Here is a 14,533-nt window from a genome sequence, read left to right on the forward strand (position 1 = left end):
CGCATATGCATGCGCCCTGCATGCACAAGCCGAACGGGCCGATCAAGCCGTTCAGGCCGTTCAGGCGGACGTCACAGGGCCCTCAGGACTGCGCCATGCGCTGCGCGAGAAAGTCCAGGAAGGCCGTGATGCGCGCGGCCAGCGCCGTGTTGCGGTAGTAGACGGCGTGGATGGGCTGGCGCTGCTGCACGGTCTCGCGCGCCAGCACCTGCACCAGCTCGCCCTGGGCGCGGTCTCGCACGGTCATGAAGTCGGCCAGGCAGACCACGCCCTGGCCGGCCAGGGCCAGCTGGCGCATGGTCTCGCCGCTGGAGGCCGTGAGCTGGGGCGCGGCATCCCAGCGGTCGCCGCCCTCGGGCGTGCGCAGCGGCCAGTGGTTCAGGCCGGGCACCTGGCTGTTGCCAATGCGCTGGTGGCGCGCCAGCGCGGCCACGCTCGCCACGGGGCCATGGGCCTGCAGGTAGGCGGGGCTGGCCAGCACGCGCAGCAGGCTGTGGCACAGCAGCCGCGCATGCAGCGTGGAGTCGCGCAGCTCGCCGATGCGGATGGCGATGTCGGTGCGCTGGGCCAGCAGGTCGATGTGCAGGTCATCGGTGTTCAGCTCCAGCGTGATCAGCGGATAGAGCGCGCGGAACTCACCCACCAGCGGCACGATGGCATGCAGCATGAAGGGCGAGGCCGCGTTGACGCGCAGCAGCCCGGCCGGCGCCTCACGGCGCGCGGCCAGTTCCTCCTCGGCCGCGTCCAGGGCCTGCAGCACCTCGCGCGTGCGGGCCAGGAAGCGCGCGCCTTCCTCGGTCAGCTCCAGGCTGCGCGTGGTGCGCCGCACCAAGGTGGTGGCCAGCTTTTTCTCCAGGCGCGACAGGCTGCGGCTGATGCCAGAGGTGGTCTGTCCCAACTGCTCGGCCGCCGCCGTGATGCTGCCGCAGTCGATCACGGCGCGAAAGGCCTGCAACTCGTCCAGCGTGGTTTTCATGGGATGCCAGCTTGGCGCAATTGTTGCTGCAGCGTCAAATATTTTCTGCCGATACCAGGCTTTATCTGCAAGCGTGAACGCGCCAGACTGCAGTCTTCGAGGCGTTGTTCCGCGCCTTTTTTGCCTTTTTGAAAGACCTGCATGACATCGACTGCCTCTCTCGCTTCCGTGGTGCCCGCCTTCGGCCTGGGCACCTTCCGCCTCAAGGATGAGGTGGTGCGCCACTCCGTGGGCCAGGCCCTGGAAGTGGGCTACCGCGCCATCGACACCGCCCAGATCTACGGCAACGAGGCCGATGTGGGGGCCGCCATCGCCGCCAGCGCCGTGCCGCGCGATCAGCTGTTCCTCACCACCAAGATCTGGACCGAGAACCTGTCCGCCGACGCGCTGATCCCCAGCCTGGAGCGCAGCCTTGAAGCCCTGCGCACCGACCATGTGGAGCTGACGCTGATCCACTGGCCTTCGCGCAGCGTGCCGCTGGAGGACAGCCTGGGCGCCCTCATGCGCGCCAGGGAGCAGGGGCTGACGCGCCACATCGGCGTGTCCAACTTCAACATCGCGCTGCTGCAGCAGTCCATCGCCGCCGTGGGCGCCGCGAACATCGCCACCAACCAGATCGAGCTCAGCCCCTATCTGCAAAACCGCGCCGTCACCGACTTCGCACGCCAGCAGGGTATCCACACCACCTCGTACATGACGCTGGGCTACGGCAAGCTGCTGGCCGATCCCGTGCTGGCCGACATCGCCGCCGCCCGCGGCGCCACGCCCGCCCAGGTGGCGCTGGCCTGGGCCATGGCCATGGGCTATGCCGTCATCCCCTCGTCCACCCGGCGCGCCCACCTGCAGGCCAACCTGGACAGCTGCCAGCTGGTGCTGGGCGCCGAAGACATGCAGCGCATCGCCGCGTTGGAGCGCGGCGACCGCCAGGTCAGCCCAGACGGGCTGGCTCCGGCCTGGGATTGAACCGCGGTCGTGACGGAGGGCCTGGGCGGCCCGGCGAGCTTTGACCTGGAGCAACGCAATGCGGACCCTAGGGGTAGTACTAGGGTTATCACAGTATCGAACGACCGTGCTTTTTATGAGAATGCACGATTAGTCGAGACAACCAGGAGACAAGCAGCATGAGTGACCGCCCATGGCTGGGTGCCTATCCGGCAGGTGTGCCCGCCGACATCGATCCCTCCCAATACCCTTCGCTGGTGGCCCTGATGGAGGAGGCCTTCAGCCGCTACGCGGACCGTGTGGCCTATTCCTTCATGGGCAAGGAGCTGACCTACTCCCAGGTCGATGCGCAAAGCCGCGCCTTCGCTGCCTATCTGCAGAGCCTGGGCCTGGCCCGCGGCGACCGCGTGGCGCTGATGATGCCCAACGTGCCCCAGTACCCCGTGGCCGTGGCCGCCGTGCTGCGCGCCGGTTTCGTGGTGGTCAACGTCAACCCGCTGTACACGGCGCGCGAGCTGGAGCACCAGCTCAAGGACTCGGGCGCCAAGGCCATCGTCATCATCGAGAACTTCGCCCACACGCTGCAGGCCTGCAAGGCCGCCACGCCCGTGCAGCACATGGTGCTGTGCACCATGGGCGACCAGCTGGGCATGCTCAAGGGCGCCATCGTCAATTACGTGGTGCGCAAGGTCAAGAAGCTGGTGCCGCCGTTCTCGCTGCCGGGGGCCGTGCGCTTCAACGACGCGCTGGCCAAGGGCATGCGCTCGCCCTTCCAGGCGCCGCAGCTGCAGGCCTCCGACATGGCCCTGCTGCAGTACACGGGCGGCACCACGGGCGTGAGCAAGGGCGCGGTGCTGCTGCACAGCAACATCATCGCCAACGTGCTGCAGTCCGAGGCCTGGAACCAGCCCGCCATGGGCAAGGTGCCGGCCGGCGAGCAGCCCACCAGCATCTGCGCGCTGCCGCTGTACCACATCTTCGCCTTCACGGTGAACATGATGCTGTCCATGCGCACGGGCGGCAAAACCATCCTGATTCCCAATCCGCGCGACCTCAAGGCCACGCTCAAGGAACTGTCCACGCAGCGCTTTCACAGCTTCCCGGCCGTGAGCACGCTGTTCAACGGCCTGGCCAACCACCCGGACTTCAACACCGTGGACTGGTCGCACCTGAAGGTCTCGGTCGGCGGCGGCATGGCGGTGCAAAGCGCCGTGGCCCAGCTGTGGCTGCAAAAGACCGGCTGTCCCATCTGCGAGGGCTACGGCCTGTCGGAGACCAGTCCCTCGGTCAGCTGCAACCCCGTCACCTCCACCGAGTTCTCGGGCACCATCGGCGTGCCCCTGCCCAGCACCTGGATGAAGCTCGTCGATGACGAAGGAAACGACGTGACCACCATCGGCGAGCGCGGCGAGGTCGCCATCAAGGGCCCGCAGGTCATGGCCGCCTACTGGCAGCGCCCCGACGAAACCGCCAAGGTGTTCACCGCCGACGGCTACTTTCGCACCGGCGACATCGGCACCATGGACGAGCGCGGCTACTTCAAGATCGTGGACCGCAAGAAGGACATGGTCCTGGTCAGCGGCTTCAACGTCTATCCCAATGAAGTGGAAGACGTGGTCTCCAACTGCCCCGGCGTGCTCGAATGCGCCGTGGTCGGCGTGCCCGACGAGAAGACCGGCGAGGCCGTCAAGCTGGTCATCGTGCGCAGGGACGACAGCCTCACCGAGCAGGCCGTGCGCGATTTCTGCCACGAAAACCTCACGGGCTACAAGCGGCCGCGCGTGATCGAGTTCCGCACCGAACTGCCCAAGACCCCGGTCGGCAAGATCCTGCGCCGGGAGCTGCGCGACAGCAAGTAACGCAGGCGGCTTGCCGTGTTTGCAAAGAGGCGCTGCGGCGCCTCTTTTCATTGGGAGGGAACACGTCTTCAGAACACGCCCGGACCCGCCAGGACCAGCGCCGCCAGCGCCACGGCTGCCGCATTGACGCAGGCCAGCGCAAAGCCGAAGCGCACGAGTTCTCCCTCTTCCTGGGCATTGGTCCGTGCCAGGCCCAGCACCAGCATGACGATGGACAGCGAGCCCAGGGCCGCATGCCCGGCGGCGCTGTTGTGCACGGCGGCCAGCAGCAGGCGGGAGGACTCGGGCAGCAGGGCGATGGCGGGCATGAAGATCGCGTTGCCGCCCACGTTGGAGCCCGTCATGTAGCCGGCCAGCGCACCGAAGGCGGCCACGATCGGCGCCAGGGCCGCAGGCGCCAGCTCGGCCAGCATCTGCACCAGGCCGGACAGGAAACCGGCCTTGACCATCATCTGGGACATGGCCAGAAAGAAGAAGATGGTCAGCAGCGAGCGCTTGGCGCGGGCGGCCAGTGCACCAGCCAGGGCAACGCCACGGCCGGCCCCGCGCGCCAGCAGCAGGGCCAGCACCAGGGTCAGCGCCACGCCCGGCGAGGCCAGCGGCTTCCAGGCCACCTGAGCGCCCTGCACGATCCAGCGCTGGTCCCACTGCGTGGCCAGGGCCAGAAGCTTGAGCAGCACGATGGCAAGGGCCAGCGCCAGATACGGCCAGGCCTGTCGCGGCCAGCCGGGTGCCGCCTGGGCCGTGCCGCGCAGCAGCAGTGCGCGTACCAGCATGCCCAGCGCCACCGCAAAGCCTGCGCCCACGCCCGCCACCTCGGGGCCCAGCCAGCGGCTGATGCCATGCAGCACGCCCACGAACAGCAGGCCAAAGCCGCCCAGCAGCAGCCAGGCCCGCGCACCGCGCTCGCCTGCCAGGTGCAGGGACAGGGCGCCCAGCACCAGGAACACCGGCGCGCTGGTCAGCGAGGACACAGCGGCCAGCGCCGCCGCATCCACATGGGCCAGCGAGGCTCCGATCACCGTGGCCAGGCCCAGCGTGCCCCAGGGCATGATGGCCATGCCCGCCAGCGCCATGCGCAGTGCGGCGCGCCGCTCGAACAGGCTCAGCAGCAGCGGCACGGTGGCGATCAGCGACACGCCAAAGCCCGTCATCGCCTCCAGCAGCGGCGCCAGGCCCAGCACGATGAACACCACCTGATCGGCCGGCCCCAGGCCCAGCGAGCGCACCCACTGGCTCAGCGCCTGGTTGACGCCCATGCGTTCGATGAGGATCACGAAACCCAGGCCCGGCACGATTACGAAGGCCGTGCTCAGGAACAGCACGCCCGTGTCGCGCGCTGCGGCCAGGGCGGCGCCGGAAGCGGCGGTGCCCTTCGCCATCCAGGCATCGACCAGCCACAGCAGGGCGACCAGCGCCGCCCCTGCCATGGCCGCCTGCACAGGCGGGCGGCGCAAAACCATGAGCATGGACATCACAAGAAACACGGGAGACAGGTGGAGCAGGGTGGCCATGGGATGGGCTTTCTCGGCAGGCAGGTCCGCATGCGTTGGATGCGGAAAACGACGAAATACTATTTCGCGGTAACTGTTTTTTGGTCTCTGAATTGAGGGTGTTTGCGAGAAAATTTCTCACCCTCCAAAAGTCCTCGCTTCCCATGACCAAGCACACCGCCCACCCTGCACACCTGGCCGATCTGGACGGCTTCGACCGCGCCATCCTGGCCATCGTCCAGCGCGACAGCACGGTGCCGCTGCGCCTGCTGGCCGAGCAGGTCAACCTGTCCACGGCCGCCGTGCAGCGCCGCCTCAAGCGCATGCAGGCCGAAGGCGTGATCACCGGCCAGGCCGCCACCGTGGACCCCACGCGCGTGGGCCGGCCCATCACCATCATCGTGGAGGTCATGACCGAGCGCACCAGCATCGACGCGCTCAACGCCATGAAATCGCACTTCGCCGTGCCCGAGGTCCAGCAGTGCTACTACGTCACGGGCGAGGTGGACTTCGTGCTCGTCCTCACCGTGGCCACCATGCAGGAGTACGAGGCCCTGGCGCGGCGCCTGTTCGCCGAGAACCCCAACGTCAAATGGTTCAAGACCATCGTGGCGCTGGACCGCGTGAAGGTCGGGCTGGAAATTCCCTGCGAGTGAAGGCCCTTTGGCGCAATCTTGACAGCCGCTAAACGGCCGCCTACATTGAGTGGAATGATCGTTCCAATTCAATGAGCCACCATGCGCACCAAGGACTTCGACCCCGATGACATTGCAGACGCCGCCATGCAGGTGTTCTGGCAGCGCGGCTACGCGGCCACCTCGGTGCAGGACCTGGTGGACGGCACGGGCCTGTCGCGCAGCAGCCTGTACGGCACCTTCGAGAACAAGCAGGGGCTGTTCCAGCATGCGCTGCGCCGCTATGAGGCCGTGACCACCTCCAACGTGGAACTGCTGTCCGGCCCGGGACGCGCCCGGGACCTGGTGCGGCAACTGCTGCTGCGCATCGTGCAGGACGAATTGAGCGATGCCGGGCGCCGGGGCTGCCTGGTCGCCAATGCCGCGCTGGAGCTGGCCGGCCATGACGAGGCCGTGGCCGAGAGGGTGGCCGGCAACTTCCAGCGCCTGCAAAAGGCGCTGGAAAAGCTCATCCTGCGCGGCCAGCAGGAAGGCGATATCACCGACAGCAAAAAGCCGCGCGCCCTGGCGCGCTTCGTCCTGAACACCGTGCAGGGCCTGCGCGTGCTGGGCAAGGGCAGCAGCGCGCCGCAGCGCCGCCAGTGCCTGATGGATGTGGTCGACGTGGTCGACATGGCGCTGCAGGCGCAATAGCCGGCCACCCGCCACCCGCCGCGCGCATGTCGTGCCGTTGCGGGTTTTTATTTTCCTTGAATTGGAATGATCGTTCCAGTAATCCGGATTTCAGTTTTCCTTGTCTGTTTCACTCTCTCATCACCCTGGAGTTCCCATGCATTCAAACCTTCAAACCACCATTGCGGTGCTCGGCACGGGCCTGATCGGTGCGCCCGTCGCGCGCAACCTGCAACGCAAGGGCTTCACCGTCCGGGCCTGGAACCGGACGGCCGCCAAGGCCCAGGCCCTTGCGGCCGACGGCGTTCAGGCCTGTGGCGACGCGGCCGACGCCGTGCGTGGCGCCCGCATCGTCGTCACTGTGCTCAAGGACGGGCCGGCCGTGCTGCAGGCCATGCAGGCCGCAGCGCCCGCATTGCAGCCGGGCACACTGTGGCTGCAACTGAGCACGGTGGGTGTGGACGCCATCGCGCCGCTGGCGCAATTCGCCGATCGGCATGGCCTGGTGTTCTACGACTGCCCCGTGCAGGGCACGCGCCAGCCGGCCGAGCAGGGCCAGCTGGTCATCCTGGCCGCAGGCCCGCTGGCGCAGCGCGGCCAGGTGCAGCCGGTGTTCGATGCCATTGGCAAACGCAGCCTGTGGATTGCGCAGCAGGCAGGCGCCGCCAGCCGGCTCAAGCTGGCGCTCAACCACTGGGCCTTCGCACTCACGCATGGCCTGGCCGAAAGCCTGGCGCTGGCCAAGGGGCTGGACATAGAACCGGCCCTGGTGGTCGATGCCGTCACGGGCGGGCCCATGGACAGCGGCTTCTTCCAGGCCAAGGCCGCTGCCATGCTGTCAGGCCGCTACGACGCCAGCTTCACCGTGGCCAATGCCGTCAAGGACGCGCAGCTGGTGGCCGATGCCGCCGCCGGCGCAGGCCTGCTGCTGGATGGCGCCCAGGCCGGGCTGCGCCGCTTCGAGCGCGCGCTGGCCGCCGGGCATGGCGACAAGGACATGGCGGCATCCCACCTGGCATCCCATCCAGCCTCCCATGCCTGAGATGCGCAGCAAGGACAAGGCAATGAATTCGCCCATGGACACCTCCTTCGACACAGGCCTGCCACTGGGCAGGCTGCTGGCCCTGGCGATGGCAGGCTTTCTGGCCATCATGACCGAGGCCCTGCCGGCCGGCCTGCTGCCCCAGATCGGCACGGGACTGGCAGTGTCCGAAGCCATGGCCGGCCAGATGGTCACGCTGTACGCGCTGGGTTCGGTACTGGCCGCCATTCCCGTCGTGGCCGCCACGCGCGGCCTCAGGCGCCGGCCGCTGTTCATGGCGGCGGTGGGCGGGCTGCTGCTGTTCAACAGCCTCACCGCGCTGTCCGGCCACTACGGCCTGACCCTGGCCGCGCGCTTTGCCGCAGGCATGGCTGCGGGCGTGATCTGGGGGCTGGTGGCCGGCTATGCGCGGCGCATGGTGCCGCCGCATCTGCAGGGGCGCGCACTGGCCGTGGCGGGCGTGGGCCAGCCGTTGGCCCTGGCGGCCGGCGTGCCGCTGGGCGCCTGGCTGGGCAGCCTGTTCGACTGGCGCGGCGTGTTCTGGGCGCTGTCGGCGCTATGCCTGCTGCTGCTGGCCTGGGTGCGGCTGGGTGTGCCGGATTACGCCGGGCAGACGGCGCAGCAGCGCCTGCCCGTGGCGCGCATCCTGCTCATGCCCGGCGTGCGCCCCGTGCTGCTGGCGCTGTTCGGCTGGATGCTGGCCCACAACATGCTCTACACCTTCATCGCGCCCTTCCTGGCTTCGGCGGGTCTGGGGCAAAGGGTGGATGGGGTGCTGCTGCTGTTCGGCCTTGCGGCCATTGCCGGCATCTGGCTCACGGGCCTGCTGGTGGACCGCTGGCTGCGCGCACTCACCGTGCTGAGCCTGGCCTTGTTCGCCGTGTCTGCGTTGGTGCTGGGCCTGGCCGGGCAGTCGGCCGTGGCCGTTCTGATCGGCGTTGCGGCCTGGGGCCTGAGCTTTGGCGGCGCGCCCACGCTGCTGCAGACCGCGCTGGCCGACGCGGCAGGTGAGGGCGCCGACGTGGCCCAGTCCATGCTGGTGACGGTCTTCAACTTGGCCGTGGCGAGCGGCGGAGTGGCCGGCGGACTGCTGCTGGGCTGGCTGGGTGCCCGCGCCTTGCCCTGGGCGCTGGGGGTGTTGGCGCTGGCCTGCCTGTTCGTGGTCTGGCCGGCCAGCCATGCGGGCTTTCGGCCTGGGCGGCGCAGCATGGCTGCCTGAGGCACGGCCATCGCTGTTGCACCCGCATCGCTGTTCCCTAACAGACGGGGCAGCAAAAGGGGCCACATGCCGCTGCGCATGTGGCCCTTGTTGCGTGCGATCAATCTTCCTATAATTGTTTTACCCCATGAACTGTGATTCATGGATAAAACAAATGGCGCCTTCCCCGCCATGATCCACCGACGTTGATGGAGAGACACATGTCCGAATCCGCTCAGAACACGCCCCGCACCTGGGACCAGCCCGAAGGCTCCAGCTTCGAACAATGGATGGAATCGCGCGTGGCGCGGTTTTCCACGCGCAAGTACGACTTCGACGCGCTGAAGTTCCAGGCCGACTTCGATCCCAAGTACCGCCGTGGCCAGATGCGCTACATCGGCACGGGCGGCACGGGCGTGGCTGCGGACAGCAACACCATTCCGGCCGAGCACTTCACCTTCTCCACCATGGTCATCCCGGCCGGCAATGAAGGCCCATCGCACCTGCATACCGATGTGGAGGAAGTCTTCTTCCTGATCCGCGGCAAGCTCAAGCTCGTGCTGGAGAAGGACGGCCAGCGCTTCGAGACCATCCTGACCGACCGCGACGTGGTCTCCGTGCCGCCCGGCGTGTACCGCGAGGAAATCAACATCGGCGACGAAGACGCGCTGATGTGCGTGATGCTGGGTGCCAAGAAGCCCATCACGCCCACCTATCCGCCAGAACACCCCCTGGCAAAAATCAAACGTTGAGTAGCGGACCTGCCATGACCGCGCAGACGCTGCAGCGCATGGAGCAGCGCCTTCAGGCGCAGTTCCCCGAACATCTCATCGCCCTGCCCGGTGGCGCTCAGGCCGCCTGGCGCGAGGCCGGCGACACGGCCTCGGACTTTGCCGTGGTGATGCTGCACGGCATCAGCTCGGGCGCCGCGTCCTGGATGGACGTGGCCCTGGCGCTGGCGCCGCGCACGCGTGTGCTGGCCTGGGACGCGCCCGGCTATGGCCGCTCCACGCCGCTGACACCCGCCGCGCCCACGGGCGCCGACTACGCCCGCGTGCTGGAGCAGTCGCTGCAGGCGCTGGGCGTGCGCCGCTGCCTGCTGGTGGGCCACTCGCTGGGTGCGCTCATGGGCACGCCCTGGGCGGTGCAGGCCGGTGCCGCGCGCGTGCAGCAACTGGTGCTGATCAGCCCCGCTGGCGGCTATGGCGCACCCGGCATGGGCGAGCAGCAGGCCAAGGTACGCCAGGGCCGTCTTGCGGCCCTGCAGGAAAAAGGCATCGAAGGCCTGGCCGCCGCCATCGACCAGCGCCTGGTCTCGCCCGCCGCGCCCGAGCCCGTGCGCCAATGGGTGCGCTGGAACACGGCGCGCCTGCATGCCGCAGGCTACGCCCAGGCCGTGGAGCTGCTGTGCGGCAGCGACCTGGGGCAGGCGGCAGGGCAACTGGCCATGCCGGTCGAGGTCTGGGTGGGAGAGCACGACGTGGTCACGCCGCCGGCTGCCTGCGCGGCCTGGGCCGCAAGACTGGGGGCGCGGTACGTTACGCTTGCGGCAGCCGGCCATGCCTCTGTCGTCGAACAACCTGCGGATGTCGCACAGAGGCTGGCCACCCTGCTGACCTGATGGCCTACCGGCCCGAATTGCGATGAGCGATACCTCCGAAACCCTCTCCACCGACAACGACCGCTACACCGTTCCCGCGCTGGAGCGCGGCCTGCGCCTGCTGGCCTGCTTCACGCCTTCGCAGCCCGTGTGGAGCGCGCCCGACCTGGCGCGCACCCTGGCGCTGCCCCGGTCCACGGTGTTCCGGATGCTGACGACGCTGGAGGGCATGGGGTATCTGCAACGCTCGGGCACCGAATACCGGCTGGGCCTGGCCGTGCTGCGCCTGGGCTACGACTACCTGTCCACCCAGCCGCTGGCCCAGCTGGCCGAGCCCGTGCTGCAGTCGCTGTGCGACCGGCTGGGCTTCACCACCAACCTGGCGCTGCTGGACGGCACCTCCGTGGTCTACGTGGCGCGCATCGCGCCGGCCGGCGCCTTCCAGGGCGCCGTGCGCGTGGGCTCGCGGCTGCCGGCCCATGCCACCGTGCTGGGCCGGGCACTGCTGCAGGACATGGACGCGGACCAGCTGCGCGCCCTGTTCGGTGGCAGCGAACTGCCCCAGTTCTCGGAAAGCACGCCGCGCAGCGTGGAGCAGTTGCTGCAGTTGCTGCAGCAGGACCATGAACGCGGCTACGCCATGGGCGAGGGCTTCTACGAGCCCGGCGTCTCCAGTATCGCCGCGCCCGTGCGCGATGCGCAGGGGCGCATCGTGGCGGGCCTGGGCATGGCCGTGGCCTTCACCGAAATCGCTCCCGGCCGCATGGCCGACTGGGTGGAGCAGGTACGTGCCGCCGCCGATGAGCTGGCCGGCCACCTGCGCACCCAGCATCCCGGTTTTCTGCGCTGAACGGATGGTGGGCACACCGGCCGCCAGCGCATTCCTTCCCAGAAAGATATGACGATGAAGATTGCTGTGATTGGCTGCGGTGCGATTGGCGCCAGCGTGCTCGAACTGCTCAAGGGACATGCCGCCGTGCAGGTGGGCTGGGTGCTTGTGCCGGAAGTGACCGACGCCGTGCGCGCCACCCTGGCCCTGCATGCGCCCCAGGCGCGTGCCGTGCCTGCGCTGGCGGCCGAAGACCGGCCCGACCTCATCGTGGAGTGCGCGGGCCATGCCGCCATCGAGGAGCATGTGCTGCCCGCCCTGCGGCGCGGCATTCCTGCCGTCGTGGCCTCCATCGGCGCACTCAGCGCCCCGGGCATGGCCGAGGCCGTGCAGGCGGCGGCCGAGGCCGGAGGCACCCAGGTGCAATTGCTGTCGGGCGCCATCGGCGGCGTGGATGCGCTGGCCGCAGCCCGCATCGGCGGCCTGGACGAAGTGGTCTACACCGGCCGCAAGCCGCCCCTGGCCTGGACCGGCACGCCCGCAGAACAGCGCTGCGACCTCGCCAGCCTCCAGGAAGCCTTCTGCATCTTTGAAGGCAGCGCACGCGAGGCCGCCCAGCTCTACCCCAAGAACGCCAACGTGGCCGCCACCCTGTCGCTGGCCGGCATGGGCCTGGACCGCACCACGGTGCGCCTGTACGCCGACCCGGGCGTGGACGAGAACGTGCACCATGTGGCCGCGCGCGGCGCCTTCGGATCCATGGAATTGACCATGCGCGGCAAGCCGCTGGCGGCCAACCCCAAGACCTCGGCCCTCACCGTCTACAGCGTGGTGCGCGCCGTGCTCAACCAGGCCACGGCCATCGCCATCTGAGCCGCACCGGGCACAGGCTCGCGGCACAATGGGCGCTTTCGCCCCGCAGGCGGCCCCCGGGCCGCCTTTGCTTTTTGCCTGTGCCGTTGAAAGAGAAGCCACCATGACCATCGCCATCCTCAGTGCCCTGCCGCAGGAACAGGAAGGCCTGGTCCATGCCCTGTCCGACGCCCAGGGCACGGCCCACGCCGGCCGCATGTTCTGGCGCGGGCGCCTGCATGGGCATGACGTGGTCTGCGCGCTGTCGGGCATAGGCAAGGTGGCGGCGGCCACCACGGCCACGGCGCTGATCGAGCGCTTCGGCGCGCGCCGCATCGCCTTCACCGGCGTCGCCGGCGGCCTGGGCGAAGGCGTGCGCGTGGGCGATGTGGTCGTGGCCGACGAATACCTGCAGCACGACCTGGACGCCTCGCCCATCTTCCCGCGCTGGGAAATGCCCGGCTACGGACGCACGCGCCTGCCCTGCGACCCTGAAATGACCGCCGCGCTGCTGGCGGCCGCCCAGGCCTGCGTGGCCGAGGCGGGCGAAGACCTGCGCGCTGCCCACGCCACCACGGCGCCGCGCGCGCACCAGGGGCTGATTGCCAGCGGTGACCAGTTCGTGGCCACGGCGGGCGCTTCTTGCGCCCTGGCGCAGGGCCTGCGTGCTGCAGGGCATGAGGTGCTGGCGGTGGAGATGGAAGGCGCCGCCGTGGCGCAGGCCTGCCTGGACTATGGCGTGCCGTTTGCGGCCATGCGGACTGTTTCCGATCGGGCGGATGACAGTGCGCATGTGGACTTTGCGGAGTTTGTGAGGGTGGTGGCGAGTCGGTATGCGTTGCGGGTGGTGGATGGGTTTTTGCGGCGGCTGTCAGCGCAGCGCTGAGCGGTCGTGCTTTTATGCCGCTGATGCCTGGAGAACCGTCGCATCGTCCAGTTCAAAGTGCAAAGCCGTGCCAAGCGCCACGCTGGCGCGGGCCAACGTGGCCAGGGTGACGCCGGTGTCGTTTTCGTCCAGCAGGCGGTTCACCACCATGCGGCTGGTGCGCATGCGTGTCGCCATCTCGGTCTTGCTGACTTTCTGGGCTTTCATCGCCTGTGCGAATTGCGAGGAAATCACCCGCTTCACTGCGATAGCTGTGGCCTCCTCAAGCAGGCCTTCTTCTTCGAGGAAGTCATCGAAATTGCTGCCTAGATGTTTGTTCATGGGGTATTCCTCAGCTTCTTGAGCCGGTTTCTGGCAGTTGTCAGATCCGGCGCGGGGGTCTTGGCCGACTTCTTGATGAAGCCATGCAGCAGAACCATTTTTCCATTCTGGGCCGTGAATAGGACACGTGCGATGCCATCGGCAATGCTGCACCGCACCTCCCACAGTCCTGGCTCCATCTTGCGTACTACCGGCATGCCCAGAGGCCAGTTGTATTGGACGGTCTTGATATCGGCGCCGATGGCTTTGCGGTCTTCCACCGTAAGTTCACGAAGCCAGTCACGCACAGGCTCCTTGCCGGCATCGGATCGGTAGAAGACAACGGAAAGAATGGGCTCTTCCATCGGAAAAGTGTATCTAAAAAAGTACTATTTTGCTGCGTGTCGTTACTGATGACCGTGTAGCCCGTGTGTCATCGGAGGCCAAAGCCTTGACGCTGGACGCGAGGGGAATTCCTGCCACTGCGATTGCTTGGTTTCGATGCCTGGTTCCTGGCCTGGCAGCCGATGGCCCATCTTGATGCGCCAATAAAGGTCAGGTCAAAGACGGCAACCCGAATGCCCGCGACCCCTTCGCTGTGCTCGGCCGGATGTGGCCGCCCTCGCGGCTATGGGCTTTGAGTGGGGTCGCAACCTACGCTTCTGGCTTCGCCTTGCACATAGTCGGCCAGTGACTCAGCGCCATCGCGGATGGCGCGCAGTGCGTGAGCCATGGCTTGCGGACGTCGCAAGTCTTCTGGGGCATGGAGGCTGGCCAATGCAAGTTGGGCCAGGGCCCGTATTTCGTTGCAGCCTTCCTGTACCCATCCATTGGTGTCGGTGATGGTGCGAGCCAGTTGCTCGAAGCTGGCGCGCGTGGGAAGAGCGGTGCGCTGATCGTTCATGTTTTCGTACTCCTGTGCGAGACGGAAACACCCGACCTGCGTTTTCAAGCGCAGAAAGGGTGGATGGGATGTTGAAAACACGCACACAGACGTGCGGGCAGCCTTGCGGGTAGCCCCATCCCATCCAAAACCGTGTGGACGTGCGGGTGCGATGCCCACTGTCCAAGTGTTCAGACGTGACGAGGCCTCACTTTCGGGGAGGCTCTGCCGCTGTGTGTTGATGGTGTTTTCAAGCACCAGCCCCGGAACAGGGGGCCACCGAAATCATAGAGGCATTCCACAACCCCGCCTCAAACCCCAGGCCGAGCGAAGCGACGGCGCGCACCCATTCCCCGTATGAGCGCG

Annotated in this window: 17 protein-coding genes; 11 read left to right on the forward strand and 6 right to left on the reverse strand. The window is 67.7% G+C overall.

Annotated elements, in window-relative coordinates:
• Positions 1-82 precede the first annotated feature (82 nt).
• Positions 83-976, reverse strand: a complete 894-nt coding sequence (locus tag ACF8O7_RS14320; RefSeq protein WP_016449828.1) for a LysR family transcriptional regulator — start codon at positions 974-976, stop codon at positions 83-85.
• Positions 973-1,119, reverse strand: coding sequence for a hypothetical protein (locus ACF8O7_RS14325; RefSeq protein WP_156136162.1), 147 nt, complete (start codon positions 1,117-1,119; stop codon positions 973-975). The genes ACF8O7_RS14320 and ACF8O7_RS14325 overlap by 4 nt, the downstream gene beginning before the upstream one ends.
• On the opposite strand from ACF8O7_RS14325, the gene dkgB reads away from it, so the two are divergent.
• Positions 1,118-1,939: a 2,5-didehydrogluconate reductase DkgB gene (gene dkgB / locus ACF8O7_RS14330; RefSeq protein WP_203400097.1), complete on the forward strand. Its 822-nt coding sequence runs from the start codon at positions 1,118-1,120 to the stop codon at positions 1,937-1,939. The genes ACF8O7_RS14325 and dkgB overlap by 2 nt on opposite strands.
• Positions 1,940-2,097: 158 nt before the next feature.
• Entirely contained in the window at positions 2,098-3,777 is a 1,680-nt protein-coding gene (locus ACF8O7_RS14335) for a long-chain-fatty-acid--CoA ligase (protein ID WP_277849291.1), read from the forward strand.
• Positions 3,778-3,845: 68 nt separating this feature from the next.
• Here ACF8O7_RS14335 and ACF8O7_RS14340 read toward each other — a convergent pair whose 3' ends face one another.
• On the reverse strand, positions 3,846-5,291 hold the full coding sequence (locus ACF8O7_RS14340; RefSeq protein WP_392443583.1) for a transporter: 1,446 nt from the start codon (positions 5,289-5,291) through the stop codon (positions 3,846-3,848).
• Between the two features lie 143 nt (positions 5,292-5,434).
• On the opposite strand from ACF8O7_RS14340, the gene ACF8O7_RS14345 reads away from it, so the two are divergent.
• The 9 genes from ACF8O7_RS14345 to ACF8O7_RS14385 all read left to right on the forward strand — a co-directional run bounded on the left by ACF8O7_RS14345 (position 5,435) and on the right by ACF8O7_RS14385 (position 12,984).
• Positions 5,435-5,926, forward strand: coding sequence for an Lrp/AsnC family transcriptional regulator (locus ACF8O7_RS14345; RefSeq protein ID WP_016449824.1), 492 nt, complete (start codon positions 5,435-5,437; stop codon positions 5,924-5,926).
• 81 nt (positions 5,927-6,007) lie between these two features.
• The gene (locus ACF8O7_RS14350) at positions 6,008-6,598 is read left to right on the forward strand and encodes a TetR/AcrR family transcriptional regulator (RefSeq protein WP_013804518.1); all 591 of its coding nucleotides are present in this window, start codon (positions 6,008-6,010) and stop codon (positions 6,596-6,598) included.
• Positions 6,599-6,734: 136 nt separating this feature from the next.
• On the forward strand, positions 6,735-7,619 hold the full coding sequence (locus tag ACF8O7_RS14355; protein WP_016449823.1) for an NAD(P)-dependent oxidoreductase: 885 nt from the start codon (positions 6,735-6,737) through the stop codon (positions 7,617-7,619).
• Positions 7,620-7,641: 22 nt separating this feature from the next.
• Positions 7,642-8,838, forward strand: a complete 1,197-nt coding sequence (locus ACF8O7_RS14360; protein ID WP_126311143.1) for an MFS transporter — start codon at positions 7,642-7,644, stop codon at positions 8,836-8,838.
• A 200-nt stretch (positions 8,839-9,038) separates the two neighbouring features.
• On the forward strand, positions 9,039-9,569 hold the full coding sequence (locus ACF8O7_RS14365; RefSeq protein ID WP_016449821.1) for a cupin domain-containing protein: 531 nt from the start codon (positions 9,039-9,041) through the stop codon (positions 9,567-9,569).
• A gap of 14 nt (positions 9,570-9,583) precedes the next feature.
• The gene (locus ACF8O7_RS14370; protein WP_126311144.1) at positions 9,584-10,438 is read left to right on the forward strand and encodes an alpha/beta fold hydrolase; all 855 of its coding nucleotides are present in this window, start codon (positions 9,584-9,586) and stop codon (positions 10,436-10,438) included.
• Between the two features lie 22 nt (positions 10,439-10,460).
• Entirely contained in the window at positions 10,461-11,267 is an 807-nt protein-coding gene (locus ACF8O7_RS14375; protein ID WP_126311145.1) for an IclR family transcriptional regulator, read from the forward strand.
• A 54-nt stretch (positions 11,268-11,321) separates the two neighbouring features.
• Positions 11,322-12,119 carry an aspartate dehydrogenase gene (locus ACF8O7_RS14380; RefSeq protein ID WP_126311146.1) on the forward strand — a complete coding sequence of 266 codons (798 nt, stop codon included), beginning with the start codon at positions 11,322-11,324 and terminating at the stop codon, positions 12,117-12,119.
• Between the two features lie 103 nt (positions 12,120-12,222).
• Complete coding sequence (locus ACF8O7_RS14385; RefSeq protein ID WP_392443587.1) at positions 12,223-12,984, forward strand: 5'-methylthioadenosine/adenosylhomocysteine nucleosidase; 762 nt, start codon at positions 12,223-12,225, stop codon at positions 12,982-12,984.
• A 12-nt stretch (positions 12,985-12,996) separates the two neighbouring features.
• On the opposite strand, the gene ACF8O7_RS14390 is transcribed toward ACF8O7_RS14385, so the two are convergent.
• The 3 genes from ACF8O7_RS14390 to ACF8O7_RS14400 form a co-directional block, all read right to left on the reverse strand.
• Entirely contained in the window at positions 12,997-13,305 is a 309-nt protein-coding gene (locus ACF8O7_RS14390) for an XRE family transcriptional regulator (RefSeq protein WP_016449816.1), read from the reverse strand.
• On the reverse strand, positions 13,302-13,649 hold the full coding sequence (locus ACF8O7_RS14395) for a type II toxin-antitoxin system RelE/ParE family toxin (protein ID WP_013804511.1): 348 nt from the start codon (positions 13,647-13,649) through the stop codon (positions 13,302-13,304). Before ACF8O7_RS14395 ends, ACF8O7_RS14390 begins: the two co-directional genes overlap by 4 nt.
• Positions 13,650-13,912: 263 nt before the next feature.
• Positions 13,913-14,188 (reverse strand): hypothetical protein, encoded by a 276-nt coding sequence (locus tag ACF8O7_RS14400; RefSeq protein ID WP_074931722.1) that lies wholly within the window; start codon positions 14,186-14,188, stop codon positions 13,913-13,915.
• Positions 14,189-14,533: the final 345 nt, after the last annotated feature.

This window comes from Delftia sp. WSY_16 (genome assembly GCF_043104415.1).
Taxonomy (GTDB): domain Bacteria; phylum Pseudomonadota; class Gammaproteobacteria; order Burkholderiales; family Burkholderiaceae_C; genus Comamonas; species Comamonas tsuruhatensis.

What these genes read in the sequence shown, in the direction of transcription:
- ACF8O7_RS14390 (WP_016449816.1), bottom strand. Translation starts at nt 13,305, where the DNA reads ATGAACAAACATCTAGGCAGCAATTTCGATGACTTCCTCGAAGAAGAA.
- ACF8O7_RS14340 (WP_392443583.1), bottom strand. Translation starts at nt 5,291, where the DNA reads ATGGCCACCCTGCTCCACCTGTCTCCCGTGTTTCTTGTGATGTCCATG.
- ACF8O7_RS14365 (WP_016449821.1), top strand. Translation starts at nt 9,039, where the DNA reads ATGTCCGAATCCGCTCAGAACACGCCCCGCACCTGGGACCAGCCCGAA.
- ACF8O7_RS14350 (WP_013804518.1), top strand. Translation starts at nt 6,008, where the DNA reads ATGCGCACCAAGGACTTCGACCCCGATGACATTGCAGACGCCGCCATG.
- ACF8O7_RS14325 (WP_156136162.1), bottom strand. Translation starts at nt 1,119, where the DNA reads ATGCAGGTCTTTCAAAAAGGCAAAAAAGGCGCGGAACAACGCCTCGAA.
- ACF8O7_RS14370 (WP_126311144.1), top strand. Translation starts at nt 9,584, where the DNA reads ATGACCGCGCAGACGCTGCAGCGCATGGAGCAGCGCCTTCAGGCGCAG.
- ACF8O7_RS14360 (WP_126311143.1), top strand. Translation starts at nt 7,642, where the DNA reads ATGAATTCGCCCATGGACACCTCCTTCGACACAGGCCTGCCACTGGGC.
- dkgB (WP_203400097.1), top strand. Translation starts at nt 1,118, where the DNA reads ATGACATCGACTGCCTCTCTCGCTTCCGTGGTGCCCGCCTTCGGCCTG.
- ACF8O7_RS14395 (WP_013804511.1), bottom strand. Translation starts at nt 13,649, where the DNA reads ATGGAAGAGCCCATTCTTTCCGTTGTCTTCTACCGATCCGATGCCGGC.
- ACF8O7_RS14385 (WP_392443587.1), top strand. Translation starts at nt 12,223, where the DNA reads ATGACCATCGCCATCCTCAGTGCCCTGCCGCAGGAACAGGAAGGCCTG.
- ACF8O7_RS14355 (WP_016449823.1), top strand. Translation starts at nt 6,735, where the DNA reads ATGCATTCAAACCTTCAAACCACCATTGCGGTGCTCGGCACGGGCCTG.
- ACF8O7_RS14380 (WP_126311146.1), top strand. Translation starts at nt 11,322, where the DNA reads ATGAAGATTGCTGTGATTGGCTGCGGTGCGATTGGCGCCAGCGTGCTC.
- ACF8O7_RS14335 (WP_277849291.1), top strand. Translation starts at nt 2,098, where the DNA reads ATGAGTGACCGCCCATGGCTGGGTGCCTATCCGGCAGGTGTGCCCGCC.
- ACF8O7_RS14320 (WP_016449828.1), bottom strand. Translation starts at nt 976, where the DNA reads ATGAAAACCACGCTGGACGAGTTGCAGGCCTTTCGCGCCGTGATCGAC.
- ACF8O7_RS14400 (WP_074931722.1), bottom strand. Translation starts at nt 14,188, where the DNA reads ATGAACGATCAGCGCACCGCTCTTCCCACGCGCGCCAGCTTCGAGCAA.
- ACF8O7_RS14345 (WP_016449824.1), top strand. Translation starts at nt 5,435, where the DNA reads ATGACCAAGCACACCGCCCACCCTGCACACCTGGCCGATCTGGACGGC.
- ACF8O7_RS14375 (WP_126311145.1), top strand. Translation starts at nt 10,461, where the DNA reads ATGAGCGATACCTCCGAAACCCTCTCCACCGACAACGACCGCTACACC.